Source organism: Streptomyces sp. NPDC032721 (assembly GCF_055579625.1).
Map to the genome: position 1 here is coordinate 156,211 of NZ_JBVIMX010000010.1, position 26,608 is coordinate 182,818.

A 26,608-nucleotide genomic window follows, 5' to 3' on the forward strand; every position below is an offset into this window, starting at 1 on the left:
GATGCCGACTCAAAAACGTCTGGCCCTCTCGTTCGCTGGGGAGGGCCAGGTGTCGGTGCGAACGTCCACGCGGCAGGCTCGCGTGACGCTCGGCCGGCCCCTGATCAATTCCGATGTCAATTCTCCGTTCTTCGTTCCTCTCGGACTGCTCTGCATTGCCTCGCCGTTGAAGGCGCACAACCATCCCGCCGTTGTCGTCGACCTGGAGTACGAGCACCGGATCGGTGCCTTCGAACCCGGTGACGCCGACTGGCTGGAGCAGACCTGCGCGCGCTTCCTCGCCGACGACCCCGACATCCTCGGCCTCACCTGTCTCGCGGACACCCTCCCGGCCTGCCTTCTCATCGGGCGTGAGGTGAAACGGCTCCGGCCCGAGGTCACAGTGGTTCTCGGTGGGCCCGGGACGTTCGGCGTCTTCCCCGACGCCCTCCCGCGCTTCGCCGACTGCGTCGACTTCGTGTGCCGGGGCGAAGGCGAACTCGCGCTCACCGCCCTCGCGGACGCCGTTGCCGACGGTGCCGATCTCGCCGCCGTACGCGGCTTCTGGTCGTGCAAGGACGGCCGGACCGTGTCCAGCGGGCCCCAGCCGACCACGAACCTGAACCTCGTGCCGATGCCCGCGTACGACGCCGTCCCGATGGGCGACTACATCCGGCTGTCGACCCCGCACATCTTCGACGTGCACATCGGCTCCGGCTGTACGTACTCGTGCAAGTTCTGCATGACGTCGACGTTCTGGGACCGCGACTTCCGGATCAAGGACCCCTCGGTCATCCTCGACGAGCTGCGCTTCCTGCACCGCACGTACGGGGTCACCCAGTTCAACTTCCTGCACGACAACTTCGCCAACAAGCGCACGTACCTCGACGAGTTCGTGTCCTATTTCGCCGAGCACAACGACATGTTCGAGTGGGGCTGCGCGGTCCGGCCGGACAATGTCAACCCGTCGCTGCTGCGGCGCATGGCCGACGCGGGATGCTTCAACATCTTCTGCGGCACCGACGCGGGGTCGGAGAAGATCCTCAAGGCCATGCTGAAGATGCCCTCGACGAAGCGCACGTACGAGTTCTTCCGGTCCGCCCAGGAAGTCGGCATCCAGTTCGAGACGAACACGATCGTGGGATATCCGGACGAGAGTCCCGAAGACCTCGAAAAGGCGCTGGAGGTCGTCTTCGACGCGATCGCCTACGGCGCCGTCAACAGTGACCTCAGCGTCCTCCAGCCGCTCCCCGGCGCCGAGATCACGGGCGAGTACCTGACGGAACTCGAACCGCTCGAAAGCGGACTCGACGTCCTGGGCACTTTCCTCCCGTCGGACGTCCGTGCACTCATCAAGGACGATCTGGCGACCTTCACCGGATTCACCTTCATTCGCAGCGGAAACCGCGAATACGAGTACTACCAGGACGTGTTGCGCCTCTCACGGTATTTCACCCGCCGCTATTACCACCTGCTGCGCTTCCTCAAGCAGGGCGCGGGACGCACGTACGTGGAATTCATCGACGCGCTGCTCGAACGGTCGGCGGTGCCCATCGAGGAAGCGATCGCGGAGATCCTGGCGGACCTGGAGGGCGAGCACGCGCAGGCCACCAGGGCGCTGTTCCAGTACGACTCGATGCTTGCGGAGTTCCGGGGCGACGAGGTCGAGCAGGAGCTCGTCAACGTGTACCGGCGGCCCGCCACCGTGGAGGAGAAGCCGCATTTCCTGATCGCGGACTTCGATGTCGACGTCGTCTCGATGATTTCCGACCCACGCGAAATCACCTGGAAGCCGGAGCTGAGCCGCCCGACGGTCGTGGTCGTGTACCGCGCGACCGAACAGGAGGTGTCGACGCTCCGCCTGACGCCGGCGCAGGCCAAGGTGTTCAAGGCCCTGATGCCACGCGGGCCGGAAGAGCGCGAAGCTCTGCTCGCCAGGGTCGCCCCCGGCCGGCCGCGCGAGGTCGCGACGGCGGTGGCGGGGTTGTGCGCACAGATCGACGCCTCGCCCGACGCCCCCGAAAGGACTCCCCAGGTGTCCGACAGCCCCCTCGTCACCACGTGAGCGGGACGCGCCCGGTCGTCGTCGAGGTGGACGACGACCCGATCCGATGGCACGGCCCCACCGGCGGCGACTACCTGAGCCGTTGGTTCGCCGCCGCGAGCCAGCGCAGTCGCCTCGATCTCATGTGGGTCGAGGACGACGGGCTGAGCCAGCACTACCGCGTCAAACAGGGCGCGTCCTTCTCCGACGGGAGCCCGGTGCGTGCGCGCGATCACGCCCGGGCGATCCGGACCGCGCTCACGGTTCCCTCGCTCCAGCGGTTCCTGCGCGACATCCGCGAGGTCCGTACCTCGAAGGACGCACTCGACATCGAGCTCCGCCGCCCGGCGCCGCACCTGCCCGGCCTGCTCCAGAGCGTCGATCTCGCCCCGGTCTCGTCGTGCGGGGAGCTGTCCTCCGGCCGGTACGAGCGTGCCGTGCGCAGCGCCGACGACGAGTACTGGCTCGAACCCGTCCAGGACGGCACGCCACCTGTGCGGGTACTGGTCCGCCGCGATCCGCACGGGGCCCCGGAGCGGTTCCTGCGGGGCGAGGTCGACGTCACGTGCGCGACGGCGTTCCCGCTCGACCGCGTCCCGGACTTCGCGGACAGCCAGGCGTTCCACACGGCGCCGACCGCGATCGAGATGTGCCTGGAGGTCAACCCCGACAGCCCGTCGGCGGTGGGCGAGGCGGAGTTCCGCCGTCGGCTCCTCGGCGCGCTCCGCTACGACCGCCTGGTCGCGCGGTGCTGGAACGGTGCGGAGTCGGCGGCGCCCGAGCACCACGTGGAGGCACCGCCCAGCACCGCCGGCTCCGGCGTACGACTGCGCCTGGGGTACTGGGACTACTACCCCAACCGGGACGTGGCCGAAGAGGTCGCCGCCCAGCTGACCGAGAACCTCGGTGTCGCGGTCGAACTCGTACCCACCGACTTCGTGACGGGCGCGGCGCACTCATGCGACCTGCTCCTCGCGCTGCGCGGCCCGCTCTTCGAGGATCCGCTCTGCGATCTGGACCTGCTCGACCCGGCGCGCCGTGACCCCGTCCTCGCGCCGCTGCTGCACCGGCTGTCCGAAGTCCCGGACGACGACGCGGCGTACGACGAGCTGGGCCGCGCGGTCCGCGAACAGTGCCCGGTCCTGCCGCTGCTGAGCCTGCGGGGCCACTGGCTGCAGCGCGAGGCACTGGCGGGCCGGCCCTGGCCGCCGATGGGTTCCGTGCGCTTCCCCCGGTTCAGCTGGAACGCCGATTCCGCGTGATCTCCGCCAGCCGGTGATCTCGCCACGAACGTACGAAGGAAGGCCGGGGATGGCTGACGGAGCCGACGGAGCTGACGCAATCGACCGCTACGTCCTCTCGCCCGCGGCGACCTGGTCGCGCGACGGCGACGAGCTGCGCGTCTTCTCCGACGACGTACTGCTGGTCCGCCGCTGCCCCGAAGCGATGTTCGACTGGCTCAAGGCCATCTCCGACGACCCGGTGGGCCTCCCGGCACCGAGCGGAAGCCGGGTGGACGCCATCGTGCGTACGCTTCTGCGGCTCCGTCTCGTCGTCGCACCGTTCGACCGGTCGTGGCACTCGTCCGCCTGGCGCAACCAGGTCGAGTACTTCGCCGCCCTGGGTCTGGACGCCGGTGCGGCACAGGAGCGGCTGCGCGCGGCGCACGTGACCGTGCTCGGCGTCGGCGGCATCGGCGGTGCGGTGCTGGCCGAGATCGTGGGTGCGGGCGTGGGCGGGCTCACGCTGGTGGACGGCGACCGGGTCGCGCTGGCGAACCTGAACCGCCAGTACCTCTACCGGCGTTCTGACGTGGGACGGCCCAAGGTCGAGGCGGCCCGCGAGTGGGTGCGCGAGCGTCTCCCCGAAGCGGAGCCGACCGCGGTCATGGAGACCATCACGTCCAGCGAGGCGTTGGTGCCGTACCTGCGCGAAGGCGGGTTCCTCGTCGTCGCGGCGGACCTTCCCGCGTCGCTGCCGGAACTGTGTGCCCAGGCCTGTCTTGAGCGCGGGGCGTCGATGATCACGGGTGGCTGCGGCCTCAAGGTCGGATCGAGCGGCCCGCTGATCCGGCCCGCCGACGTCCCGGCCTTCCTCGCGTCGCGCCAGGAGGCGAGGGCCACAGCAGGAGCCGCGGTCACACCGATGGCGGCCTCGTTCGGCCCGGTCAATACGCTGGTGGGCGCGACGATGGGCCGTGACCTCATCTTCGGCATCCTCGGCGTGAGCTCCCGTACGACTTCGCACCGCGTCGAGCTGCTGGGGAAGGCCTTGGCCTGAGGGGCCTTCCGGTCTGCTCGGGCGGCAGGTCCGCCGAACGGGGGAAGCCGGTGGGGCGCGGCCGCCCCGGCGGCAGGTCAGGCCGTGGGCGGAGTCCCCGTACCCAATGATCACGGGTATGTGGCTCACCGTGCAGATCACCGGCTCCCTGCTCGTCCTCGCGGCGTTCGTCGCCGTCCAGGCGGGCAGGATGCGCACCGACGCGTGGTCGTACCTCTGGCTCAACGCCGTCGGCTCGCTCCTGATGGCGGTCGATGCCGCCGTGGAGGGCGACTGGGGCTTCCTGATCCTGGAGGGTACCTGGGCCGTCGTCTCCTTCTGGGGGCTGCTCGCCAAGTCGCGGGGCCGGACGCCCGGGGCGGCGCTGTGACCCCGCCCGCACCGCAGGCCGGGGCCGGGGCCGAAGGCAAGGGCAAGGCCGGGACCGAGAGCGAGCGGCGTCGCTGGAAGGCGCTCGGGGTGTGCCTGGCCGCGGGCTTCATGACACTCCTCGACACGTCCATCGTGAACGTGGCGCTGCCGTCGATGGAGCGCGGTCTGCACGCCTCGGAGGCCGATCTGTCCTGGGTGGTCTCCGGGTACGCGCTCACCTACGGGCTCGCGCTGGTCCCGGCGGGCCGGCTGGGCGACATGCGGGGCCGCAAGTACGTCTTCCTGGTCGGGGTCGCGCTGTTCACCCTGGCCTCGGCGGCGTGCGGGTTCGCTCCGGGGGCCGGCTGGCTGGTGGCGTTCCGGCTCGTCCAGGGCGCGGCGGCGGGTTTCGTGTCGCCACAGGTGTCCGGGCTGATCCAGCAGATGTTCCAGGGCCGGGACCGGGCGCGGGCGTTCGGCATGCTGGGCGCCACCATCGGCATCTCCACGGCGGTCGGCCCGCTCGTCGGCGGTCTGCTCATCGAGCTGTTCGGGGACGCGCACGGCTGGCGGTGGGTGTTCTTCGTGAACCTTCCCCTCGGCGCGGCGGCGCTCGTCGCGGCAGTGCGCCTGCTGCCGGCCCGTGACGCGGCGGACCGGCGCAAGGAGGGCTTCGACCCGGTCGGAGTGGTGCTGCTCGGGCTGGGGACGGTGGCAGTGATGCTGCCCCTCGTACAGGAACAGCAGCGGGTGGGCCAAGTGGCTGCTGATTCCGGTGGGGTTGCTGCTGCTCGTGGGCTTCTGGTTGTGGGAGCGCCGGCAGGGTCGGTTGCGGCGGGCGGCGCTGGTGGAGCTGCGGTTGTTCCGGCTGACTCCGTTCGCCCTCGGCTCGCTGCTCGCGCTCGTGTACTTCGCGGGGTTCACCACGGTCTTCTTCGTCTACAGCCAGTTCCTGCAGAACGGGCTGGGCTACAGCGCTCTGCAGGCGGGCCTCGCGTCCGTACCGTTCGCCGTCGGCTCGGCCGTCGCCGCCGGGTTCGGCGGCCGGCTGGTCATGGGCCAGGGGCGCAGACTGGTCGTCCTCGGGCTCACCGGGGTGGCCGTCGGTCTCGCGGGCACGATCCTGGCCGTACACCTGGTGCCGGGCAGCGGGGCCGGGTGGGCGACGGCGCTGCCGCTGCTCGTCGCGGGCGTCGGCTCCGGGCTCACCGTCGCACCCAACACCACGCTCACGCTGAACGAGGTCCCGGTGCGGCTGGCCGGTGCGGCGGGCGGGCTCGTCCAGACCGGGCAGCGCATCGGCTCGGCGGCCGGGATCGCCGTGGTGGGTGCCGTCTTCTACGCCCATGTCGCCAACCACGAGAGCTGGGCCAGGGCCCTGCAACTGGGGCTGGCGGCCTCGCTCCTGTTCGTGCTGGCCGCACTGGGCGTGGGCCTCGTGGACCTGTGGTCGGAGAGGCGGGCGCGGCGGTTGCCCCCGGAGGACTGAGGACCGTATCGCGGCCCTTGAGTGCATCCGAGGGCCGTTCGCGCTGCTTCAGGTCACCGGAGTACGACCGTGACGCCGCGCCGTTCGAGCAGCCGCACGAAGTCCTCGAAGTAGGAGAGCCCGCTCTCCGGTTCCACCACGTCCGCCAGCGCGCGGCGCGCGATCTCGGAGTCGTGCCAGGTCAGGGTGAAGGGCGGAACCACTCCGAATCGACCGCTCAGGCAGTCGCTGAACGCGTTCCACTCCCGGCCGAAGTAGCGGCCGGGCCCGAGCAGGGCCTCGGCGATCGCGCAGTACAGACCGGGTTCGTCCGTGACGAACCGGCCGTCGAGCTGGAAGTCACCCCCGGCCCGGTCCGGCCGGGGTACGCGATCCCGCCAGCCACGAGTGGTGAGGTCCAGCCACGCGGCCCTGCCTTGGGAGTCGTACGGTGCCCACAGGTTGGGCTCCGTCGGCGGGCCCTGCTGCCACTGCGCCCAGATCGGCCGGACCGCAGGCGACGGCCTGTCGTCGCCACCATCGGTGAGGGTGATGTCGACGAGGGTGCCGCCGAGTACGGACGGCCGCACTCCGCTGATGGCCAGGCCCACGGTGCGGGAGGCCATCACGGCACTTCGACGATCCAGCACCAGGAGGTGGGCCCACGCCCGCTCCCACCGACGCGGCCGCCGCAGCACCGCGAGCAGGGGCTCCGCAGGCTCGCAGCCGATCAGCTCCATCGGAACGGGGTCCGGATCCTCTCGCGCCTCGAACAGGCCGTCCACGGCGGAGCACCGGCCTGCCGGAGCGGCCCAGGGGCCCGCGAAGAGCTCGAAACGCGGCGTCGCGGGCATCCCGGAGCAGCCCTCCTCGCTCGTGACACCAGCACCGAGCACGATGTCGAAGCACGCCGGATCAGCCGAGTGGGGCTGATGGGCCACCACGACCGCGTCGACGAGAGTCCACCACTGCACGGGCGCCTCGTCGTCCCAGACCTCGACGCACACGTCACCCAGACCCGGCGAAGCGGCGGGGTCGGCCAGGACCTCACTCAGGAGACCGCCGGGGCGGCACCCACGGAGGGTGAGGACCTCCCGTGGCAGCGGAACCGGCTCGACGAAGAACCCCTCGACGCCCGCGCACCTGCCCCAGAGCTGTTCCACCCCGTCCTCGTCCTCCTGAACCAGGAGGTACTTCACCGGAAAGCCCCGGCCCCACGTGACGTGATCTGCGACCCGCACCCAACCCCCGAACATGCGAACAACTTCCGCGCCCACGATACGGAGCCCACCATACGGATCCGCCTGGAGGGATCAGCCCGCCCGACCGCCCGACCTTGCATGCGAGGGGGCCGACCGGATGAGGCGGCACGAGGCCACAGGTATCGCCTTCGCCAACCCGATGGTCTTGGGGGATCACGTTCTCGTACGGGCCTGGTGGCGCCGGTAGTACGACCAGGTGACCGCCGCCAGGAGCGGGCCCCACAGCAGGAGCGGGGCGTAGGCCGCGACGAACAGGACTTCACCGGCCGAGGTGCCGGGGTCCGGGCCGGGGCCGGTCAGCAGCCCGCCGAAGAAGAGGACCCACCACAGGACGGTGACCGTGACCGCGCCCAACGACGCGGCGAGAACCGCGAGTTTGTGGTTGACCGGGCGTCCTCCGAGGAACGGAATCCAGCGCGGCACGACCTCCCCCCAGGGCCGTACCAAACCGAGTGTGAGGTACGAGGCGGCCTCGGCGACGGCACCGAGCAGCAGGACGTAGGCCAGCCCGATCAGCAGGGAATTGTCGGGGAAGCCCGCGAGGAACTCCTCACGCCCCATCACCCCGACCGGTACTCCCAGCACGAGCGCGATGCGCCACAGCCCGGAGGGGACGGTCGACCAGGCCGCGACATGGGCGGCACGAATCGCCCAGCGCGGGGCGGGGGGCAGGGGCGAAGCCAGAGGCAGGGGCGGAGCCGGGGGCAGGGCCGGTGGTGGCACGCGGGTTTCGGGCGGGGCGGGATCCGTTGTCGGCATGACCCGAATCTCTCGCTCCGCACGGCCCGGCGCGTCGTACCGCGTGATGATCCGCCTCCGCCGCACGGGGGAAGACGCGCTCACCCGCCCTGGTCGGGGGATCGGCCGTCGGCGAGCCGGTTGCTGCGGTCGATCTCCGGCATGTGTGTCTCGGCCCAGACCCGCAGGGCGGAGAGCGGCACTTCGAGGGACAGACCGAGCTCGGTGAGCCGGTAGTGGACGGCGGGCGGCACGGTGGGTTCGACTCGGCGCGCGACCAGGCCGTCGCGGACGAGGCTCTGCAGGGTGACGGACAGCATCTTCTGTGAGACGCCGGGGATACGGCGCCGAAGTTCCGCGAAACGCAGCTCGTCCGGCGCCTCCTCGGCCAGCACTTTCACCACCATCGACGTCCACTTGGTGCCGATGCGGTCGAGCAACCGGCGGGTCGGGCAGAGCGGATTCAGCACATCACCACGCTCGCCGGGCCTTGATGTGGTCACTCGGGGCTCACCACCTGAAGGGAAAGTGCCGTCTTGGAGGAGCCAGGGTAGTTCCCTAGCGTGAGGTGGTCACCATTCCTCACCACATCTGGAGCCTCTCCATGCCCGAAGTGCGGCGCGTCCACGTCAACGGTGTCGAACTGAACGTCGCCCTCGCCGGATCGGGTCCCGCCGTCCTGCTGCTGCACGGGTTCCCGCACACCTGGGAGCTGTGGACCGACGTCATGTCCGGCCTGTCCGACCACTACCGCGTGATCGCGCCGGACCTGCGCGGGTTCGGCGCGAGCGGCCCGGCCGCCTCCGGGTACGACGCGGGAACCCTTGCCGAGGACGCCGCGGCGTTGCTCACCGCGCTCGGTGTGTCCTCGGCCGCGGTGGTGGGCATCGACGCGGGCACCGCGCCGGCCTTCCTCCTCGCGCTGCGCCATCCCGGTCTCGTCCGGCGGCTGGTCGTCATGGAAGCCATTCTGGGCGGGTTGCCCGGCGCCGAGGAGTTCCTGGCCGACGGGCCGCCGTGGTGGTTCGGCTTCCACTCCGCCGCACCCGGCCTTGCCGAGACCGTACTTGAGGGTCACGAGGCCGCTTACGTCGACTGGTTCCTGCGCAATGGCACGCTCGGCGACGGGGTCCGCCCCGCCCTCCGGGACGCCTTCGTCCACGCGTACACCGGCCGTGAGGCCCTGAGCCGCGCGTTCTCGTACTACCGGGCGCTGCCCGAGAGTGCGGCACAGATCGAGCGGGCGGCTGCCACCGCCCGCCTGACAGTGCCGACCATGGCGATCGGCGCCCGGCCCGTCGGCGCGGCGCTGGAACGCCAACTCCGCCCGCTCACCGACGATCTCACCGGACACGTCATCGAGGACTGCGGCCACATCATCCCGCTGCACCGGCCACACGCCCTGCTCACGCTGCTGCGGCCCTTCCTCGCCGGTGAGGACGCGAAGGCGGCGTGACCGGGTAGAGGGTCGAGGGCCAGCCCGGCCCGCAGGCCATCGGGTTCGGGTGGCGGCCCCTCCCGGGGGATCAGGGGCCGATGCGTGGAAGAACGAGAGGTGTCGCACCGGCAGGGGGCGGCGGAAGGTGAGAAGCGGGGGGGCACGGCCGATGCTGCCGACCCGCCCCTCCCCCTCAGGCAGGGACGAACACGTCTTCGTGAGCCCCGTCGAGGATGAACCCGTTGTCGAAGCGGACCCTGACGCTCACGCGGGGCGCGCGTTCCTGGAAGGCGGTCCAGGCGGGTTCCAGAGCGCCGATGTTCTCTTCGAGCTGCCGCCTGCTCTCCGTGGGCATTTCGCGCCCGTAGGCGTCGAGCAGCGACTTGAGCCGCTCGTACTCGCGTACCTCGTCGCTCTCGTCCTCGTGGCCGACCACCTCCTCGACGGTCCCGGAGATACCCGCCGCCAACGCCAGGAACCCCACGACGACCCCCGACACCTCGGCCGAATCGGTCAGCCGGGTGTCCGCTGCCAGCACCACCCGCTGGCCTGCCTTCAGAGTCATCTGCTCCCCATCTCCCCTGCGTTGGCTGCGTTGGCTGCGTTCGCGCGGTACAGGAACGCCTCGACGAGGCGGTCGGTGAAAGCCCGGTCGACGGGTTCCGCCGTCACCAGGACGCGGTGGTAGACCGGCCCCACGAGTTGGTCGATCTCCGCCGCCGTATCGAGTCCGGCGGCGAGCTGACCGCGTTCCACCGCGCGTTCCAGCGGGAGCCGGTCGCGACGGCGCTGTGCGTCGAGGTACCCGGAGCGCAGGGCGGCGGCGAACGCGGGGTCGTGCTGGGCGTGCCCGATGAGGGCCTTGAAGACGGCGCCCGCGTCGGACTCGGTGAGGAACAGGGCCAGTTGGCGCAGGTGGGCGCGCAGGTCCGGGCCCAGGTCGCCGTGGTCCGGCGGGGTGAGGGCTTCGGCCGCGTCCTGGAGGAAGGCGTCCAGGAGTACGTCGGTCTTGGTCTTCCACCAGCGGTAGACGGTCTGCTTGGCGACGCCCGCGCGGGCGGCGATGCCCTCGATGGTGACGCCGGTGAAGCCCTTCTCGGCCAAGAGGCCGTCGGCCGCCTCCAGCACTGCCTGCCGGGCCTGTTCGCTGCGGCCGTGCCTGTTGCCGTGGTGGCGTGCCGCCGGCTGTGGCCCGTCCGCCGCGGCGGCAGCCGCCGTACTTCCTCGTTCCATGTCTGCCTCCTGGGGCCAGGGTAGGCCAGAATCGCTAGACTGGACGCAACGGTGCGTCTAGCCTAACGCGCATGACACCCACCAACACCCTCGAAGACCCCCGCATCGCCTCCGCCCTCGACCGGATGTTCCGGGATGCCGAGCAGGACGAGGTGACCAGCAGACGGGTCCGGGCGGCATGGCCCCAGGGATTCACCCCCCTGGACCCACAGGAGCAGGCCGACGCCAAAGCGGAGGTGTACATGCCGATTTCCGCCGAGGGCGGCCGCCTCCTCTACAACCTGATCCGGGCCGCCCGCCCCGCCACCGTCGTCGAGTTCGGCACGTCCTTCGGCATCTCCACGCTCCATCTCGCCGCCGCGGTGCGCGACAACGGCACGGGGCGGGTGATCAGTACGGAACTGAGCACCGTCAAGGCCGAGGCCGCGCGCCGGACGTTCGCCGAGACGGGGCTGGACGATCTGATCACCGTCCTCGAAGGAGACGCCCGCGACACCCTCGCCGAGGTCGCCGGCTCCGTGGACTCCGTGGGCTTCGTCCTCCTCGACGGCTGGAAGGACCTGTGCCTGCCCGTCCTGCGACTCCTCGAACCCCGCCTCGCACCCGGCACCCTCGTCGTCGCCGACGACGTGGACCTGGAGGACCTCGCGCCCTACCTCGACTACGTCCGCACCCCCGCGAACGGCTACCAGAGCGTCACGTTCCCCGTGGAAGACGGAATGGAGATCAGCTGCCGCCTCTAGACCTGGCGAGCGGCGATCCCGGTCTGCATCACCAAGGCCTGGGGCCGGCCAACCGGGGCCAGCGGCGCTCGACCCGCGCCATCCTCTGTGCAGCTGAGTTCCGCTCCCGCGACTGTCGTGTTCACCTCGTCCTGGGGGCATTGTCGTGATCAAGGCAAGGAGCCTTGATCCTTTCGGCTCCGTGCCTGTTCAATCAGCCGATGACTGAGACCGACATAGACCTGGGCACCATCACCGCACCCTCCGGGATGCTCGTGCTGGGGATGGCGGGCTGGATCGACTACTGGCCGCAGCTGGGACCGCCGCTGTCCGAGCGGGCCCGAACCGCAGTGGCCGCCGGTGGTGGCCACCTGCACGGCCCCGAGGGCAGCGCCCCGTCCGCCTGGATGTGCGAGGCAGTCGCCGTGGCCGCCGCCGCAGACCGGCCGCTGCGAGTACGGGCCGGGACATCGGCCTCACCCTTCGACGGGGAGCCGACGGTCGCCGTCCTGGAGGTCGACCTCGGCCTGCCCCGGCCCGGTCCCGAGCACGGCGAACCCGCGCAGCTCGGGGACCTGCCGGTCGACCGGTGCGGCATGGTCCTCGGCGACGCTTCAGCACTGGACGGCTTCACCGGTTTGGACGGCCCGTCCACCGACGGTCTGGCGGACGTCACTTACTGGGGCAAGTACGAGGGCACCGTCCACGAGCGGTTCGGCGGGGACCGCATCCCGCACTCCCCCAGCGGACACGGCCCTCGTGGATGGCTCGACCTCCCCCTGGCCGAGGCCGAATCCGTCGCCGAGCAGCTCCGGACCTGGACCCGCGAGGGGCCCGGCAACGGGCTGATGGTCGCCGTCGACGCCCACACCGACTACCACCGGTTCCAGCGGGCCGGATGGAACCACCCACTGCTCGCGGGCACCATCGACCTCTCCGGTTGTCCGGTGCTCGGTCTCGGCTGGGATCCCGGCGACCACTCCATGCGCCACCGCGGCGAGCGGGCCTACGGCCAGGTGTACCCCGCCACCCTCGAAACCCGCGCGGGCGAAGCGGTACTGCGCTGGACCATCCCCCCGTACGACTCTGGCCGGTGAACCGCACCCAGGCCGGACAAGCGCCGGAAGAACACCATCACCCGGCTCCACTCGGGTCGGCCCTCAGCCGTGGATCGGGAAGGACGCCTGGAATTCCAGGCGTTCGTCGGCACCGTCGCCGACAGCGGCGAGAACCCCGTCGAGCGCCATGAACTCCTCCCATGCCGCCCGGCCAGTCGCCTCGGCGAGCCGGGCCACGACCAGATCCTCCAGCTCGGGAACGCGCTTGTTCTTCCAGATCTTGTCGGCGAGGCTGACGAGCAGATCCTCCAGGCCGACCCGCGCACCCGCCCATGACGCGTGAGTCGCTGCGAAGCGCGCCAGTTCAGGTTTGATGCCGTGGTCGAGCAGAAGAGCTCGCCCGGCCTCCTCGTGCGCCGATCCGGGACCGCCCAGCTCGGCCAGGTGCACCGTCTTCCCCACATCGTGCGTGGCCGCTCCGAAGAGCGCCGCCTCACGGTCGAAGTCCACGGCGGGGTAGCGCTGTCGCATCCACTCGACCAACTGGTGCGCCACGTCATGGACGGCGCGCAGGCAGGTGGGCCGCCAGCCGGGGCGGGCTGTCCAGTTCCGACAGCAGCTCTGCGACACGTTCCGGTAGGGGCAGCAGGGGCGGGTTCGTAGTGCCCCTCATGGCCCTCGACAAGAGGGAGTTGGTCGACATCGCGACAGGGTAATGGCGCCGGGCTTACCGTACGGTCCGGGAATGCGAGAACCTGTCGGCAGCGCGAGAAGCTACGTCTACCGCGTCACCAAATACGACCCCGCCGACCGCGACGAGCACGGCAGCTACATCGGCACCGAGCCCGCAGTCAGCGACCACGCTCCCGTCGAGGCCACCTACCTGCAAGCCGTCGCCGCATTCGCCGAGGACAGCGGCGTCGACCACGTGGCCGTTCGGGAACCGCAGATCGCGCCGGGCTTCGCCGTGTTCGGCGCGGAGCCGAACGCTACGAGCACCGGACGCCCTCAGGAAACGCGGCCCCGCGACCGCTTCCGTACCGTCAGGTCTGCATGCATGACAGATGGCCGGGCAGCTCCGTGAGTTGTTCGATGCGGAGCACCGCTTCGTCTGCCGTGGGTGACGGTCCGCCGGTGACGAAGTCGATGCCCCGGTCCAGCCAGATGCCGGTGAGCCCGGCGAGGGCGGCTGCGTTCACGTCGCTCTCCAGCATGTCGCCCACGTTGACCGCCCGCGCGGGCTCCGTCCGCATCTGGTGGCAGGCGGTGGCGTAGGCAGCGGGCTTGGCCGCGCCGAGCTCGGTCGGGGTGAGGACGGCCTCGAAGTATTCGAGGAGGCCGAAGCGGGCGAGTTTGGCGCGTTGTTGCCCGGGATCGCCGTTGGTGAGAACGGCGAGACGAGGTCCACGGGGAAGCCGTTTCAGGGCCTCCAGGCAGGGCTGGACATCGGGGTAGCACTGCCAGGACTCCTCGAACACGGTGAGGTAGCGCTCCGCGATCCAGGTGTCCAGCAGGCCGGGCATTGCCGGAACCGGCTCGCCGAGCGCCGGCAGGAAGGAACGGACCCTGCGCCGGTGGTGCTCGGCGAAGGAGCACTGACCGGCCAGGTACTCCCGCATGTGGCGCGCCTCCAACGCCCACCACAACGCCACCAGTTCGTCCGCTGGAGCCGTCGCGTTCGGCGCGTCCCGGACGATCCGGCCGATCGTTTCGAAGACCGCGCTTCGATGATCGACCAGGGTGCCGTCCAGATCGAAGAAGATCACATCTGCCATACGGTGATCATCTCGTGCCGGATGATCTGGATACCAGGGACTGGAGGGGCTGAGTTTTCCGGTTGGCGACGCGGCAGAGCATCCAGCTCGTACCGAGGCACACTGCCGAGCGGGCTGTGGCGCCTTCGAAGAGCCGCATCCAGGTGGTCGGGTCCTGCTCTGCCTTGCTGCGGACGGAAGCGCGTCGGTTCGCGGAGACCGCGCCGAGGGTCCGGGTGTCGAGGATCGTGCGGGGCGGGGGCCTTCGACTAGACCGGAAGCCAGACCGGCCACCATGTCGGCACATTGTCGGGCGGGCAATAACTGACCGGATATCCATCAGGCGCATGCCAGATCGCCATCAATGGCCACAGCAATACCACGCTAGGGCCAACGGTCATCAGCAGCGGAAGCAACAGCCAACGCCTGCCCGTGACTCTGCGCATAAGCCACCATATAAAGGTTGCCACTGTTGCCATCGAGGTCGACGCTACGACGAGATCACCGAGGTTAGCCACGGCGTTTACCCCGATATCGCAGTCCTCCCAAGCATTGTTCAAAAGGACGGATGCCACGAATCCGGACCCCAGGAACACCACCCAACCGACGACCCAGCTACCAGCACTGTACGAAGCCTTCCTGGTCTCGCTCAAAACCCTCCCTACGGGGCGTAATGGGGTAGCAAGAGGGGCCGCAGTATCGGGTCCCCCCTCCCCGCATCTTGCATGGTGCCACCGCAGGCGCCTACGGGAGTCCCTGCGAAGATAAAGAGATGGGAGATCACTTCGGCGCGGAAATCCGGCGGTTCCGGTTACGTGCGGGGCTGACGCAGGAAGCCCTGGCCGAGCGGTCCGGTGTTTCGGTCAGTACGATCCGTGGCCTGGAGACCGGTAGACGCCGTAACCCGCAGCTCGCGTCGGTGCGCCAACTGTCCGACGCGCTCGGCCTGGAGCCGGCCGAAGTGGATGAACTGCTTGCTGCGGCAGCGGGCGCCACAGACCAGTCGCCGGTGCCGGTGCCAGTGCCAGTGCCGGTGCCGCGCCAATTGCCCGCCCCGCCCGCGCCGTTCGTGGGGCGGCAGTGCGAAGTGGACCGGCTCGACGCGGTACTTCGGAACGGTTCGGGTGCGTCGAGCACCGTGGTCATCTCCGCGATCGCCGGTGCCGGCGGGGTCGGCAAGTCATGGCTCGCCCTGCACTGGGCCCACCGCAACGCCGACCGGTTCCCCGACGGCCAACTCTTCGTCGACCTAAGGGGTTTCAGCCCCGACAGCGACTCGATGGACCCGGCCGTGGCGGTACGTGGGTTCCTTGAGGCGCTGGGCGTCGAACCCGGCCGTATCCCCGTCGACCCACACGCGCAGGCGGCGTTGTTCCGTAGCCTGGTGGCGGACAAGCGGATGCTGCTGGTGCTCGACAACGCGGCCGACACCGCCCAGGTCACTCCCCTGCTGCCCGGCGGCGACACCTGCACCGTGGCGGTCACCAGCCGCAACCGACTGTCCGGCCTGGTCACCGGCCACAGCGCCCACCCCCTGAACGTCGACACCCTCACCGACGCCGAGGCCCGCGAACTGCTCGCCTCCCGACTCGGCACCGTACGCATCGACGCCGAATCCGCGGCGGTGGACGAACTGGTCCGCCTGTGCGGCGGGTTCCCCCTGGCGTTGAGCATCGTCGCCGGGCGCGCCCACACCCATCCGTCCCTGTCCCTGGCCGACCTCGCCGACGAACTGCGCGACAGCGCACTCGACGCCCTCGACGACGCCGACCCGACCGCGAGCCTGCCCGCCGTGCTCTCGCTGTCGCACGAGGCGTTGACCGGCGAAGAGGCGGAGGTGTTCGGGCTGCTCTCGATCGCACCCGGGCCCGACATCGGCCTCGCCGCTGCCGGCAGTCTCACCGGCCTCGGTCGCAGCAGGACCAGGACCGTACTGCGCAGGCTGGAACAGGCGTCGCTCATCGTCCAGGACTCCGCCGGACGCCACCACATGCACGATCTGATACGCCGGTACGCCGCCACGACTGCCACCACCACCCCCTACGACGAGCTGACCGCCGACACCCGCAAGGCAGCACTGCGGCGACTGCTCGACTTCTACACCCACACCGCGTACGCCGCCGACCGGCTCCTGGAACCCCACCGCGACCCCGTCGACCTCGACCCGCCGGTACCCGGCTGCCGCCCCTTGGCGCTCGCCGACATCCCGGCCGCGATGGACTGGTTCGCCGCCGAGCACCGGAACCTGCTCGCCGCCCAGCAGACCGCCGTCGCGCACGCGATGCACTCCACGGCCTGGCAGTTGGCCTGGGCGCTGAACAACTTCCACTACCGGCGCGGACGTCGCCACGAGCAGCTCGCCGTGTGGCGGATCGCGGCCGACTCCGCGGGCAGACTGGCCGACCCCCACCCCCAGATCCTCGCCCACCGGCTGCTCGGGCGCGCCCAGGTCGTACTGGGGCACCGGCAGGAAGCGATCGACTCCCTGCACCGGGCCCTGGCCTTGAGCGAGGAGACGGACGACCGCGCCCTCCAGGCCCATGCGCACTACACGCTCGCGACGATCTGGTCGGACGGCCGGAAGGCCCTGGAGCACGCCCGGCGCGCGCTGGACCTCTACCGGGGTTTCGACCGGCCGGTCTGGGAGGCCAACGCACTGAACGCGGTGGGCTGGTTCGCCGCGCGCCTCGGCGACCACGACACCGCGCGCGAGCACTGCCGGGCCGCCCTCACCCAGTACGAGCAGCACCAGGACCTCCCCGGCCAGGCGCAGACCCTGGACAGCCTCGGCTACATCGACCACCACAGCGGTCACCACCAGGACGCGGTCCAGCACTACGACCGGGCCATCAGCCTGTACCGCGACCTCGGCAACACCTACGAAACCGCCGACACCCTAGACCGGCTCGGCCACCCGCACGCCGCCCTCGGCCACCGCGACCGAGCCCGTGCGGCATGGCAAGAAGCGTGGGACCTGTACCGGCAGCAGGGACGCGATCAGGCGGCCGAGCAGGTACGGCGACAACTCGACGGCCTCAGCGAGGGCGACAGCGAAGCCGACAGCAATGGCGCAGGCGCAGGCGAACCTGACCGGTCACACATGAACGGTTCGTGAGCTGTCAGCCGGTCCGGCGCGCCAGCACGATGGTGCAGGAAAGAGCACGGCGTGCGGTTCACCCCGCTTGTTCGTGTTGATCGCACACGTCGAGAATCGGGAGAGGAAAATGCGCAAGGGAATGCGAGGCGTATTGGCAAGCGCGGCGGTCGCGACCGCCGTTGTGGGAATTGCGGGCATATCCCCGGCTTCCGCCGCGAGCGCCGGATCGGCCACCACGACGGTCGCCTCCCAGCAGCAGGACGGGAAGGCCGGTGTGAAGGGCGACCCCTGCGGCTGGTTCGCCAATCCGGGCGCCTACTACAACCACTGCGGGACGGGCAACGTCGTCATCTACGTCGACCGGTGGAACATCGGCGGCATCAAGGACTACGAGAAGTGCGTCGGCCCGGGCACCACGTACCTGGGCGGCGGCTGGCCCGACTTCCAGGGCGCCTGGTACGTGGGCAGGTCCTGCTGACGGGCGCGTCGTAACTGCTCCCCGAGGTCCGGAAGTCGGCCGACCAGGACTTCGGGGGGTCGGGGGAAGGGGGAAGGGGGAAGGGGGTGGCCCCCGCCGGGTCGGCGGGGGCCACTCTCCGGCGGGCTGCCGGACGTACGCGCGTCAGCCCGGCGTGGATGGTGGATGGTGGGTGGGGTGATCGCGGGTTGCATGTTCCGTAGCGGTATGTGGTGCGGTGGGCCTACGTCCCGCCCCGCTGAGGAAGGCCCCTGCTCATGTACTTGTCCTTCGTACCGCCGCGCCAGGTCAAGATCGGTGACGCGGCTGCCTTCGTCGGCACGACACCTCGGGCGATCCGTCACTACCACGAGATCGGCCTGCTCCCCGAGCCCGAGCGGGGCGGCGACGACCGTCGCCGTTACGGCTACGAAGACATGATCCGGCTGTTGTGGATCCGCAAGATGGCGGATGCCGGGATCGCCCTGGACGACATCCGTGACTCCCTCGCCGACACGGCGTCCACCGGTGCCACCGATGCCGACGACAGCGCCGACGAGGACGGGGAAGCGGAAGGGGACGACGGCATCGCGCACGTCCTGGAGCGGCTGGAGAAATCCCTCGTCGCCCAGGAAGCGGAACTGCGACGCCAACGGACTGCCGTGCAGCGCATGCGTACCGAGGGCAGCAGGATGGGTCTGCTCTCCGACTTCGTCACCGACCGCCTCAAGAGCCTGCCCGAGGGCTCCCTGCGCCAGGCGGACCTGGATGTTCTGCTGGTCACCGAGCGGATCTTCGGCCCACTCGGTGCGGCCGTCCAGGCCTCCCGTTTCATCGCCGTGGCCACCCACCCGGATTTGCGGGAGGAGTCCGACCGTGTTGATGCCGCCGAGGAGGCACTCGACGACATGGTCGCTGTCGACGACCCCCGCGTTGCCCGGGTGGCGGCCGAACGGCACGCCTTCGAGAAGGCGCTGCACGCATTCATCGAGGACTCCGGCCTGGCGGAGAGCGAGGACGCGCTCTTCGACGCCTGGGACGCCCTGCACCCTGAAACCGCTGATGAGGAGGAGGACGAGGGCGAGGGCCAGGACGAGAGCGAGGACTCGGCCGGGCGAAGCACCGGGCCGGGTCGCGAGTCCATGAGCGCGTTCGAGGCCACCGGCAAGATGCCCTACGACTTCTCCCCGGCCCGGCTGCGCTGCATGGAATTGGCCATGGAACTCGACGCCCGCGAGTCACCCACTACGTGACGAGGCGGAAGTCCGGGTGCCGCAGCCAGGCCCTGAGGAACTGCGGATCGCCGACCTGGCGGATCCAGCGGTCGCCGCCGCCCGTGTCGTACGAGACTTCCCTGACGGTGCCGGGGAGCGAAGCCACCAGCACACGCGCTCGGGCCAGGTCCGCGCCCCCTTCCGCCCGGTCGCCGCGGGCGAGTCCGAGGACGCCGTCGAAGTCGATCAGCGTACGCAGCCGTTGGGCCAGGTCGAGGGCGAGGTGGCCGAGCAGGAGGTGGTTCAGCCAGCCCGAGGAGCCGGCGGCGAGTACGAGGCCCTGCACCGGCGGCAGCGGGAAGTCGGAGTAGTCCTCGTCGTCAGCCGGTAGGCAGTCGTCCTCCGAGAGGAAAAACATGCCCGCCTCAGCCGTGTCGACGAGGACGTGCGGGCCGAGGGCCGCGGGCTCGCGGACCCGGAAGGCCAAGTCGGCGCCCGCCTCGATCTCGACCGGTTCGCAGAACGTCTCCAGCCACGGGATCACATCGGCCCGTACCTCTTCGAAACCGCGGTGCTCGAAGAGCCAGAGCCCCACTGCCGGTCCCGCCAAGATGTCCCCCTTGCCTCCCTTGTCCCCCCGTGCTCGTACCTGGGACCATGTACGCGTGTCCGAGGAACTGAACCCGATGTCAAGCATGTGGCCGATTGTGCCGTCCGGGACCGCCGACTGGCTGCTGGAGCTGTGCGGCGACGGCATCACGGGGTTCATGCCTCCGGCGATGCCCGACGCGGTGTGGGTACTCAACGCCATGTACGAGCGCGACCGCGAGTACGAGCACACCCACGGGCACGAGAACGTGCCTGTGGGTGTGTCGTATCACGAGTACCACCAGGCACGTCTCGCCGACGGCAGCGCCCAGCCCCACACGGTCGCCGGCCTCGACCTCGACGCCGTGGGCGTCACCACGGGCGGAGGCCTCGGACGCGCCCGGCACCCGGGCCCCGGCTGGCGGCGGCTGCGCTGGGCCGAGCTCGCCGAGCGGACCGGAGACCCGGTCGTGCCCGACGGGCGGATGCCCTCCTTCCGCTGCTTTCCCTCGGCAAAGAAGGAGGGCAGCTGGCCGCTGAGCATGGCCCCGCCGACCGAGGGGAGCCTGGACCGTGAGACCTGGAACCGGCTGATCGCCGTCCTCACCCAGCACAGTCCCGCAGGGCCCGACACTCGCTGTCTGGCGTACTACAACCCGCTCCTGCTCGGCGCCGACAACTTCGACGACCTCCACGTCCGTGCGGGCCGGCTCGGCGACGCCGAGGTCCTGTACGACCATTCAGAGGCGGATTTCAGCCCGTCCAACCTCTGGGCCGATGACCGTTCCTGGGTCCTGTGCACCGACTACGACCTGTGGGCCACCAAGGTCGCAGGCCCTCCGGCTCTCATCGACGCGTTGCTGAACGACCCCGAAATCGAGGCGGTACGCCTGCCTTGGGCGCACTGACGACGCGCCCCGGCTCGCCCCCGCGCCGTCCCGTCAGCGAGGCGAGAGGAGGCAGAACTCGTTGCCCTCCGGGTCGGCCAGGACCGTCCAGGAGATCGCGGACTGATCAAGACCAAGATCGGGGTCGGTGGCGCCCAGTGCGCGCAGTCGGGCCGCCTCCGCTGCCATGTCGTCATCGGGGTACGGGCAGACGTCGAGGTGGACCCGGTTCCACACGCTCTTGGTGTCGGGAGTACGGACGAACTCCAGGTAGGGCCCCACGCCCTTGGCGGAGCGCATGGTCGCCTGGTCGTCGGTGACCGCGTGCAGTGTCCAGTCCATCGCCGCGTCCCAGAAGCGGGCCATCCCCCGCGGGTCGGCGCAGTCGACCACCACCGCGGCGACCGGCCCGGTGCCCTGGTAGATCGGGCGGGGCTCCAGGACGCAGAACTCGTTGCCTTCGGGGTCGGCCATGACCGTCCAGGGGACGTCGCCCTGCCCCACGTCGGCGAGCGTCGCACCGAGATCCTGCAAGCGCGCGACCAGCTCCGCCTGATGGGCGGTTGAGGTGGTGGCCAGATCGAGGTGCACACGGTTCTTGACCGTCTTGGGTTCCGGGCGGGCGATGATGTCGATGCACACGGCCACGGGGTCGGGGTACGCGATGCCGACGGGTTCGAGGTTGGTCACGCCGGGGCCTTCGCTGTCGATGCCCCAACCCAGCGCCTCCGCCCAGAACCTGCCGAGCGCGGCGTCGTCATGGGCCTTCATATTGATCTGTACGAGTCGTGTTGCCATGGCGAAGATCCTAGAAGGCCCGTCAACGGGCGTGAGGGCGTGAGGTGTCGAGTCAGTGATCATGAACCACAATCACAGTGCCGCAAGAGAGCATGCCTACCGACTGCAAGGAGCGTCACTTCCGTTCAAGCCTCCGCTGGTCAAGACGGTGTTCAGGGACGTGACCCCGTTGCACGTCTCGCGGTCGGCCGCGCGGGCTGCCGCGTCGGTGACGCGGACGGTACTGACGGACATCATTGACGGCGCGCGGCGAGCAGCGCGGGAGGAGGCCCGAACGAAGCTGCTTCCCAAGGACCTTGTGTCAGCCATCGACGAGGACATCGAGCTGCAGGTGGGGAGCATTTGGTACGCCCACAGCCCTACGTTCAAGGGGTTGAACGGGGTGGTGCGCGACGCCGAGGGTGTCGTCGTACGCGCTCCCAAGCGGAGCCAGTCGCGCAAGCCGAGTGCCGTGGTGGGTGCCCACAGGTTCGAGGCCGGGATCAGGAGGCTGCTGCGCGAGCGGGGTACGGCGGCTGTCCCGGCGATGGTGCGGGAGTTGGACGGGCTCGCGAGCGTGTTCATGTCGGACCTCGCCCGGGACGCGGCCATGGTCGTCCGGGAGGGCGGGATCAAACGGTTCGGCTCGGTCACTCTGGTGACACCGGGCGAACCGGCTGACCCGACCCCGTTCGTGCTGCCGGAGTCCGTCAGGGCCTTCACGTCCCGCGCGGGAGACGGGCGGACCGTCGGCAGGGACGACGTCCTGGCCGCCACCACGATGCAGTTGTGGGGCGAGGTCAGACAGCGGGCTCTCGTCTCAGCACGCGAAGCGGCAGGGGTGGGTTCGGGAGTCTGAAGCCGCGCGGGTGTGTGGATGGATGGATGGATGACTGTGCGGGATTCGTCCGACCAGCCTCCACCGCGTCCGTGAACTCCCCTGTTCCGTCAGCCTCGTGGGACTTCGCGGTTCCGCACGAGTTGCCTGGCGATCTCCACGTGATCCGTATCCATGGCGGCAGTGTCGCGGATTCGGCCAGCCTCGCGTCAGGGAGGGAGCTCGCCACAGATTCGGGCGGCGGGTGTGCTGTGCTGGAACTCCGTCGAAATCGCCCTGAATATCTCCGTAAAGAGAACATGCCCTGTTCCGGACAAACGGATCAGAGCCGCCTTGTCGGCGTTGCGCGGCGCTGCGAGAGTGCACGCGTCGTGACCCCGAGGACAGGGTGGAATGCCGATGTTCAGCCGACGCACAGTGACCGCCGTGGTGGCCGCAGCGCTCGTCACGTTGGGTATGACCGGTTCCGCAGTAGCCGATTCCGGGACCAGCACGAACCGTCAGCAGTTCAGCACACAGGCCCGGGACGCCGGGCTGACGTCGGCCCAGGCCGACGCACTTCAGGAGCGGGTGGAGAGCCGGCTCGCCGAACAGGGCGGACGCCAGGTCTCGGCCAACGAGATCGAACTCCGGGGGGCCAGCATGCTGGTCGCGGTCCCCGGCGAGAAGTACGCACGCGACCTGGCCGCACCGAACAGCGCGCGGAACGCGCTCGCCTGGGAGTGCGACTACGGGAACTTCTGCATGTACCGGGGCACCAACGGCACCGGTGACCGGCTGTCCCTGTACTACTGCCAAAACTACGGCCTGACCAACTGGGTCGGCAACGGCTCCTTCTACAACAACCAAACACCGGGCACCAAGGCCCAGTTCAAGAACCAGAGCGGCACCGTCATCTACACGACACTCGGTGCACCGAGCTACCACCCGTCCTACAACTGGGACCCGGTCTGGACGGTCAAGCCCTGCTGACAGGACACAGTGCGGCAGTGATGGAGCAGCGGTGAGAGTGGGCCCCGCCGACAGGTCGGCGGGGCCCACTCCTTCCGGCAGGCACCTGCCGCCGCCTTCAGCGGGGACTCCGCTCGGGGAGCCCGGCGGGTTCGGCGGGTTCGGCGGGTTCGGCGAGCATGAGGAAGATGCCCGCGGACAGCAGCGCACAGAGAGCCGCACTGCCCCACAGCACGAGGTGCCACGACTCGGTGAAGCCCTCCGCCACGAAATCGAAGAACTGGGAACGGGCGTCGGAGGGGACGGTGGACAGAGGGCCGGTGAGGTCGCCCGAGTTCACGCTGTTGGCGAGGGCCTCCGGAGTGCCGTGGTAGCCGGGGATGTGGCCGGAGCCGCCGCTCAGCCTCCCCTGGAGGAGGTTGACCAGTGCCGAGCCCGCCGCCGCGATAGCGAGGGCCTCGCTGCCCAGGCGGATGGTGTTGAGGAAGCCCGCGGCCGTGCCGGTGGCCTCCGGTGGTACGACGGTCAGCACGGCACCGTCGACCAGGCCGAAGTTGAGGCCCAGCCCGACTCCGAGCGTGATCAGGGGACCGGCCAGTTCGGCCGCACCGACGCCGGGACGCAGGACGAGGGCGAGCCAGGCGACGCCGAGCGTCAGCAGGACCAGACTGCCGGTCAGCACGGCCCGCAGGGACAGGCCCCACTTGATCAGCTTCCCGGCCAGAACCGGGGTGGGAAGGATGGGCAGGGTCATCAGCAGCATCGTGATGCCTGCCGTCCGGCTGGTCGTCCGGCCCCCGACCAGAAGGTAGTTCGGCAAGAGGGGCAGCAGGATCACGAACGCGAAGGTGACCACGACGGGGATCAGGCACAGAGCCACGAACCTGGCGTTGCGCAGCAGTGTGAGGTCGAGCATCGGATGCCGTTGTCGCCGCTCGACCAGGACGAACACCACCATCAGCACCACGGACCCGGCCAGCATGCCGAGCACGCTCGTACTGGCCCAGCCCTGTTGCGGTCCTTCGACCACCCCGAGCATGAGCAGGAAGAGGGCGGCCACCAAGGTGACCGTGCCCCACCGGTCGACCCCGGCCGCCGACCTGTCGCGGGACTCCCGCATGCCGGCGGTGGCCAGCATCACCAGCACCATCGACAGCGCGTGCACGCCGAAGAACGAGCGCCAGCCCCACGCGTCGGCCAGTACCCCGGCCACCATCGCGCCGAGGGCGAGCCCGGCGCCCGTCATGATGCCGACGGTTGCGAACACCCGGGTGCGGGCTGTGCCTTCGAAGGTCGCGGCCAGGATCGCGCTGCCGCTGGTCAGCAGTGCGGCGGCGCCGACGCCCGCCACGGCGCGGGACAGATCGAGCAGAAGGATGTCGTTCGCGAACGTGCTTGCCAGCGAGGCCACCGCGAAGAGTGCCGCGCCGGTACGGAACACGCGCCGCCGCCCGATGAGGTCCGCCAGCGAACCGCAGGCGAGCATGAAGCTGGCGAAGGTGAGGTTGTAGCCGTGCACCACCCACTGGAGCGCGGCCAGGGGGGCGTGCGTATCGCGGCCGATGTGCGGCAGCGCCACCCCCGAGCCCGTCACCGAGGTCGGGAGGATCAGCAGCGTGAGGAGGACCGCGGCCAGCGTGACAGCGGGGTTCGTGCGCGGGTTCGTCTCGGGCATTCGCGGTCACGCCCCGGGCACGGAGCCGACGAGACCGCCGTCGATGACGAGGTCCTGTCCGGTGATGTACGAGGCGTCGTCGGACGCCAGGAAGGCCACGGCCGCCGCGATGTCATCGGGGTGGCCGAGGGAGCCGAGGGGCACCTCCGCGGCGTTGCGTGCCTCGGCGCCGGGGCCGGGGTTCGCCTCCCGGTACATCTCCGTATCGATGTAGCCGGGGCTGATCGAGTTGACCCTGATGCCGCGCGGCGCCAGGTCGGCGCCGAGGGTACGCGCGAGGTTGTGCGCGGCGGCCTTGCTGGCGGAGTAGACCGAGGCGACGGGCAGACCTCGGTGCAGGGTCCAGGAGGCGTTGATGACGATGGAGCCGCCGTCCCGCATCAGGGGCAGAGCCTTGAGGATCGTGAAGAAGACACCCTTGAAGTTGACGTCGACGACGTGGTCGAAGTCGGCCTCGGTGAGTTCCGAACTCGGCTTGAAGACCCCGACACCCGCATTGGCGAAGACCACGTCCACACTGCCGCGCCAGGTCTCGATCTGCCTCGCCAGACGGTCGAGATCGGTCAGCGAGGCCACATCGGCACGGACCGCGAGGGTCCGCTCGGCGGTGTCGAGGCGGGCCGTGGCGCGGTCCAGGCGTTCCTGGTCGCGCCCGGTGACGACGACGTACGCGCCTTCGTCCAGGAGCCTGCGCGCGGTGGCGAACCCCATGCCGCTGGTGCCGCCGGTAATGAGCACCGTCTTGTTGGTGAGTCGGTTGAGTCCGTTGAGTCGGTCGAGTCCACTGAGTCGGTTCATGCCGATGATCCTCAAGCGGTGCGCATACATGAGGCAGAGCCGGGCGAACCTGGGTCTGCCACCACCACCCTCGGCGGTCCTCGGCCTGCGGACTCTCAGACGGCGTCCGGTTCCCGTACCTCCAGCAGCGCTGTGAGCCGGGACTCGGTGTCACCGCGCACCTCGGGGGTGTAGAACAGCAGGCGGTGGCCCGGCAGGTCCGGCACCGGCAGCGAGGCGTACTCGAAGGTCAACTCACCGGCCTCCGGGTGCGCGAGGGCCTTGACTCCCTGGGTCGCGGAGCCGACGGGATGCTCCGCCCATACACCGGCGAAGGCGGGGCTCACCGCGCACATGTCGGCGGCCAGGCGGCTGAACTCCGGGTCGTCGGGGTAGCGGGCGGCATCCGCGCGGAACTGCCCGACGATGGCCCGCGCGGCGTCCTCCCACTGGCAAATGGCCGCACTGTAACGGGAGTTGACGAAGAAGCTCACCAGGCAGTTGTGGTCGTCCCCGCCGTACCCGAACACCATGCGGGCGGCACGGTTGACCGCGACGAGGTTCCAGTGCCGGTCGATGATGTAGGCGGGACGCGGCAGCCAGCCGTCGATCACCCGTTGGAGACCGGGCGGTACCTCCCGGCGTCCGGCGGTCGACGCGCGCCCGGGCTGCGGCGGGTTGAGCCCGGAGAGCAGGTACAGGTGCTCCCGCTCGGCGGGGTCGAGGCGCAGGACGCGTGCGATGGCGTCCAGCACCCCGGCCGACACGTTGATCTCCCGCCCCTGTTCCAGCCAGGTGTACCAGGACACCCCGACCCCGGCGAGCACGGCCACCTCCTCCCGCCGCAGCCCGGGCGTGCGCCGCCCGCCGCTTGCGGGCATGCCTACGTCCTCGGGCGTCAGCCGGGACCGCCGGGAGCGGAGGAACTCACGTATTTCTGAGCTGCGCCGCTGTCGCGCGTCTGCGGGAAGACCTGAAATGTCCATCCGGCCATGCTAAGGAGCACCGCAGAGGCACGTC

General features: G+C 70.0%; 25 protein-coding genes and 2 pseudogenes. 15 read left to right on the forward strand and 12 right to left on the reverse strand.

What is annotated here, in order from left to right; translation table 11 throughout:
* Position 1: 1 nt before the first annotated feature.
* From ACZ5PB_RS22030 to ACZ5PB_RS22050, 5 genes and pseudogenes are all read left to right on the forward strand, one after another.
* Positions 2-2,044, forward strand: coding sequence for a B12-binding domain-containing radical SAM protein (locus ACZ5PB_RS22030; protein WP_468693403.1), 2,043 nt, complete (start codon positions 2-4; stop codon positions 2,042-2,044).
* Positions 2,041-3,285, forward strand: a complete 1,245-nt coding sequence (locus tag ACZ5PB_RS22035; RefSeq protein ID WP_468693404.1) for a hypothetical protein — start codon at positions 2,041-2,043, stop codon at positions 3,283-3,285. Before ACZ5PB_RS22030 ends, ACZ5PB_RS22035 begins: the two co-directional genes overlap by 4 nt.
* A 49-nt stretch (positions 3,286-3,334) precedes the next feature.
* Complete coding sequence (locus ACZ5PB_RS22040) at positions 3,335-4,303, forward strand: ThiF family adenylyltransferase (protein WP_468693405.1); 969 nt, start codon at positions 3,335-3,337, stop codon at positions 4,301-4,303.
* Between the two features lie 118 nt (positions 4,304-4,421).
* A complete protein-coding gene (locus ACZ5PB_RS22045) occupies positions 4,422-4,673 on the forward strand; it encodes a CBU_0592 family membrane protein (protein WP_468693406.1) in 252 nt (83 codons plus the stop codon).
* A pseudogene (locus ACZ5PB_RS22050) lies at positions 4,670-6,143 on the forward strand (MFS transporter). The gene ACZ5PB_RS22045 and the pseudogene ACZ5PB_RS22050 overlap by 4 nt, the downstream one beginning before the upstream one ends.
* 53 nt (positions 6,144-6,196) lie before the next feature.
* Here ACZ5PB_RS22050 and ACZ5PB_RS22055 read toward each other — a convergent pair.
* The 3 genes from ACZ5PB_RS22055 to ACZ5PB_RS22065 form a co-directional block, all read right to left on the reverse strand.
* Positions 6,197-7,321, reverse strand: a complete 1,125-nt coding sequence (locus tag ACZ5PB_RS22055; RefSeq protein ID WP_468693407.1) for a barstar family protein — start codon at positions 7,319-7,321, stop codon at positions 6,197-6,199.
* A 216-nt stretch (positions 7,322-7,537) separates the two neighbouring features.
* Entirely contained in the window at positions 7,538-8,143 is a 606-nt protein-coding gene (locus ACZ5PB_RS22060; RefSeq protein WP_468693408.1) for a hypothetical protein, read from the reverse strand.
* An 80-nt stretch (positions 8,144-8,223) separates the two neighbouring features.
* Entirely contained in the window at positions 8,224-8,625 is a 402-nt protein-coding gene (locus tag ACZ5PB_RS22065) for a winged helix-turn-helix transcriptional regulator (RefSeq protein WP_468693409.1), read from the reverse strand.
* Positions 8,626-8,726: 101 nt separating this feature from the next.
* Here ACZ5PB_RS22065 and ACZ5PB_RS22070 point away from each other — a divergent pair, with 101 nt between their 5' ends.
* Positions 8,727-9,578: an alpha/beta fold hydrolase gene (locus ACZ5PB_RS22070; RefSeq protein WP_468693410.1), complete on the forward strand. Its 852-nt coding sequence runs from the start codon at positions 8,727-8,729 to the stop codon at positions 9,576-9,578.
* Positions 9,579-9,753: 175 nt separating this feature from the next.
* Here the strand turns inward: ACZ5PB_RS22070 and ACZ5PB_RS22075 are convergent, their stop codons facing one another.
* Both ACZ5PB_RS22075 and ACZ5PB_RS22080 read right to left on the reverse strand, forming a co-directional pair.
* Positions 9,754-10,125: a hypothetical protein gene (locus ACZ5PB_RS22075; protein ID WP_468693411.1), complete on the reverse strand. Its 372-nt coding sequence runs from the start codon at positions 10,123-10,125 to the stop codon at positions 9,754-9,756.
* Positions 10,122-10,793: a TetR/AcrR family transcriptional regulator gene (locus tag ACZ5PB_RS22080; protein WP_468693412.1), complete on the reverse strand. Its 672-nt coding sequence runs from the start codon at positions 10,791-10,793 to the stop codon at positions 10,122-10,124. The genes ACZ5PB_RS22075 and ACZ5PB_RS22080 overlap by 4 nt, the downstream gene beginning before the upstream one ends.
* 71 nt (positions 10,794-10,864) lie before the next feature.
* Here ACZ5PB_RS22080 and ACZ5PB_RS22085 point away from each other — a divergent pair, with 71 nt between their 5' ends.
* Together ACZ5PB_RS22085 and ACZ5PB_RS22090 are read left to right on the forward strand one after the other, a co-directional pair.
* On the forward strand, positions 10,865-11,536 hold the full coding sequence (locus ACZ5PB_RS22085) for an O-methyltransferase (RefSeq protein WP_468693413.1): 672 nt from the start codon (positions 10,865-10,867) through the stop codon (positions 11,534-11,536).
* A gap of 200 nt (positions 11,537-11,736) precedes the next feature.
* The gene (locus ACZ5PB_RS22090; protein ID WP_468693414.1) at positions 11,737-12,612 is read left to right on the forward strand and encodes a hypothetical protein; all 876 of its coding nucleotides are present in this window, start codon (positions 11,737-11,739) and stop codon (positions 12,610-12,612) included.
* 63 nt (positions 12,613-12,675) lie between these two features.
* On the opposite strand, the pseudogene ACZ5PB_RS22095 reads toward ACZ5PB_RS22090, so the two are convergent.
* Positions 12,676-13,276: pseudogene (locus ACZ5PB_RS22095) on the reverse strand (HD domain-containing protein).
* A 42-nt stretch (positions 13,277-13,318) separates the two neighbouring features.
* Here ACZ5PB_RS22095 and ACZ5PB_RS22100 point away from each other — a divergent pair.
* The gene (locus ACZ5PB_RS22100) at positions 13,319-13,657 is read left to right on the forward strand and encodes a hypothetical protein (RefSeq protein ID WP_468693415.1); all 339 of its coding nucleotides are present in this window, start codon (positions 13,319-13,321) and stop codon (positions 13,655-13,657) included.
* On the opposite strand, the gene ACZ5PB_RS22105 is transcribed toward ACZ5PB_RS22100, so the two are convergent.
* Positions 13,617-14,348 (reverse strand): HAD family hydrolase, encoded by a 732-nt coding sequence (locus ACZ5PB_RS22105; RefSeq protein ID WP_468693416.1) that lies wholly within the window; start codon positions 14,346-14,348, stop codon positions 13,617-13,619. The two genes, ACZ5PB_RS22100 and ACZ5PB_RS22105, sit on opposite strands and share 41 nt — an antisense overlap.
* A gap of 751 nt (positions 14,349-15,099) precedes the next feature.
* On the opposite strand from ACZ5PB_RS22105, the gene ACZ5PB_RS22110 reads away from it, so the two are divergent.
* From ACZ5PB_RS22110 to ACZ5PB_RS22120, 3 genes are all read left to right on the forward strand, one after another.
* Positions 15,100-17,442 (forward strand): ATP-binding protein, encoded by a 2,343-nt coding sequence (locus ACZ5PB_RS22110; RefSeq protein WP_468693417.1) that lies wholly within the window; start codon positions 15,100-15,102, stop codon positions 17,440-17,442.
* 109 nt (positions 17,443-17,551) lie between these two features.
* On the forward strand, positions 17,552-17,902 hold the full coding sequence (locus ACZ5PB_RS22115) for a DUF6355 family natural product biosynthesis protein (RefSeq protein WP_468693418.1): 351 nt from the start codon (positions 17,552-17,554) through the stop codon (positions 17,900-17,902).
* Positions 17,903-18,159: 257 nt separating this feature from the next.
* Positions 18,160-19,134, forward strand: a complete 975-nt coding sequence (locus ACZ5PB_RS22120) for a MerR family transcriptional regulator (protein ID WP_468693419.1) — start codon at positions 18,160-18,162, stop codon at positions 19,132-19,134.
* On the opposite strand, the gene ACZ5PB_RS22125 is transcribed toward ACZ5PB_RS22120, so the two are convergent.
* Positions 19,127-19,705, reverse strand: coding sequence for a DUF6368 family protein (locus ACZ5PB_RS22125; RefSeq protein WP_468693420.1), 579 nt, complete (start codon positions 19,703-19,705; stop codon positions 19,127-19,129). The two genes, ACZ5PB_RS22120 and ACZ5PB_RS22125, sit on opposite strands and share 8 nt — an antisense overlap.
* 76 nt (positions 19,706-19,781) lie before the next feature.
* On the opposite strand from ACZ5PB_RS22125, the gene ACZ5PB_RS22130 reads away from it, so the two are divergent.
* Positions 19,782-20,591, forward strand: coding sequence for a hypothetical protein (locus ACZ5PB_RS22130; protein ID WP_468693421.1), 810 nt, complete (start codon positions 19,782-19,784; stop codon positions 20,589-20,591).
* Between the two features lie 33 nt (positions 20,592-20,624).
* On the opposite strand, the gene ACZ5PB_RS22135 is transcribed toward ACZ5PB_RS22130, so the two are convergent.
* On the reverse strand, positions 20,625-21,368 hold the full coding sequence (locus ACZ5PB_RS22135; RefSeq protein WP_468693422.1) for a VOC family protein: 744 nt from the start codon (positions 21,366-21,368) through the stop codon (positions 20,625-20,627).
* A gap of 61 nt (positions 21,369-21,429) precedes the next feature.
* On the opposite strand from ACZ5PB_RS22135, the gene ACZ5PB_RS22140 reads away from it, so the two are divergent.
* Both ACZ5PB_RS22140 and ACZ5PB_RS22145 read left to right on the forward strand, forming a co-directional pair.
* Positions 21,430-22,206 carry a hypothetical protein gene (locus ACZ5PB_RS22140; RefSeq protein ID WP_468693423.1) on the forward strand — a complete coding sequence of 259 codons (777 nt, stop codon included), beginning with the start codon at positions 21,430-21,432 and terminating at the stop codon, positions 22,204-22,206.
* A gap of 378 nt (positions 22,207-22,584) precedes the next feature.
* Positions 22,585-23,157 carry a peptidase inhibitor family I36 protein gene (locus tag ACZ5PB_RS22145; RefSeq protein WP_468693424.1) on the forward strand — a complete coding sequence of 191 codons (573 nt, stop codon included), beginning with the start codon at positions 22,585-22,587 and terminating at the stop codon, positions 23,155-23,157.
* 97 nt (positions 23,158-23,254) lie between these two features.
* On the opposite strand, the gene ACZ5PB_RS22150 is transcribed toward ACZ5PB_RS22145, so the two are convergent.
* From ACZ5PB_RS22150 to ACZ5PB_RS22160, 3 genes are all read right to left on the reverse strand, one after another.
* Positions 23,255-24,811: an MFS transporter gene (locus tag ACZ5PB_RS22150; protein ID WP_468693425.1), complete on the reverse strand. Its 1,557-nt coding sequence runs from the start codon at positions 24,809-24,811 to the stop codon at positions 23,255-23,257.
* Between the two features lie 6 nt (positions 24,812-24,817).
* The gene (locus ACZ5PB_RS22155) at positions 24,818-25,609 is read right to left on the reverse strand and encodes an SDR family NAD(P)-dependent oxidoreductase (protein WP_468693426.1); all 792 of its coding nucleotides are present in this window, start codon (positions 25,607-25,609) and stop codon (positions 24,818-24,820) included.
* A gap of 95 nt (positions 25,610-25,704) precedes the next feature.
* Positions 25,705-26,574 carry a helix-turn-helix transcriptional regulator gene (locus ACZ5PB_RS22160; RefSeq protein WP_468693427.1) on the reverse strand — a complete coding sequence of 290 codons (870 nt, stop codon included), beginning with the start codon at positions 26,572-26,574 and terminating at the stop codon, positions 25,705-25,707.
* Positions 26,575-26,608: the final 34 nt, after the last annotated feature.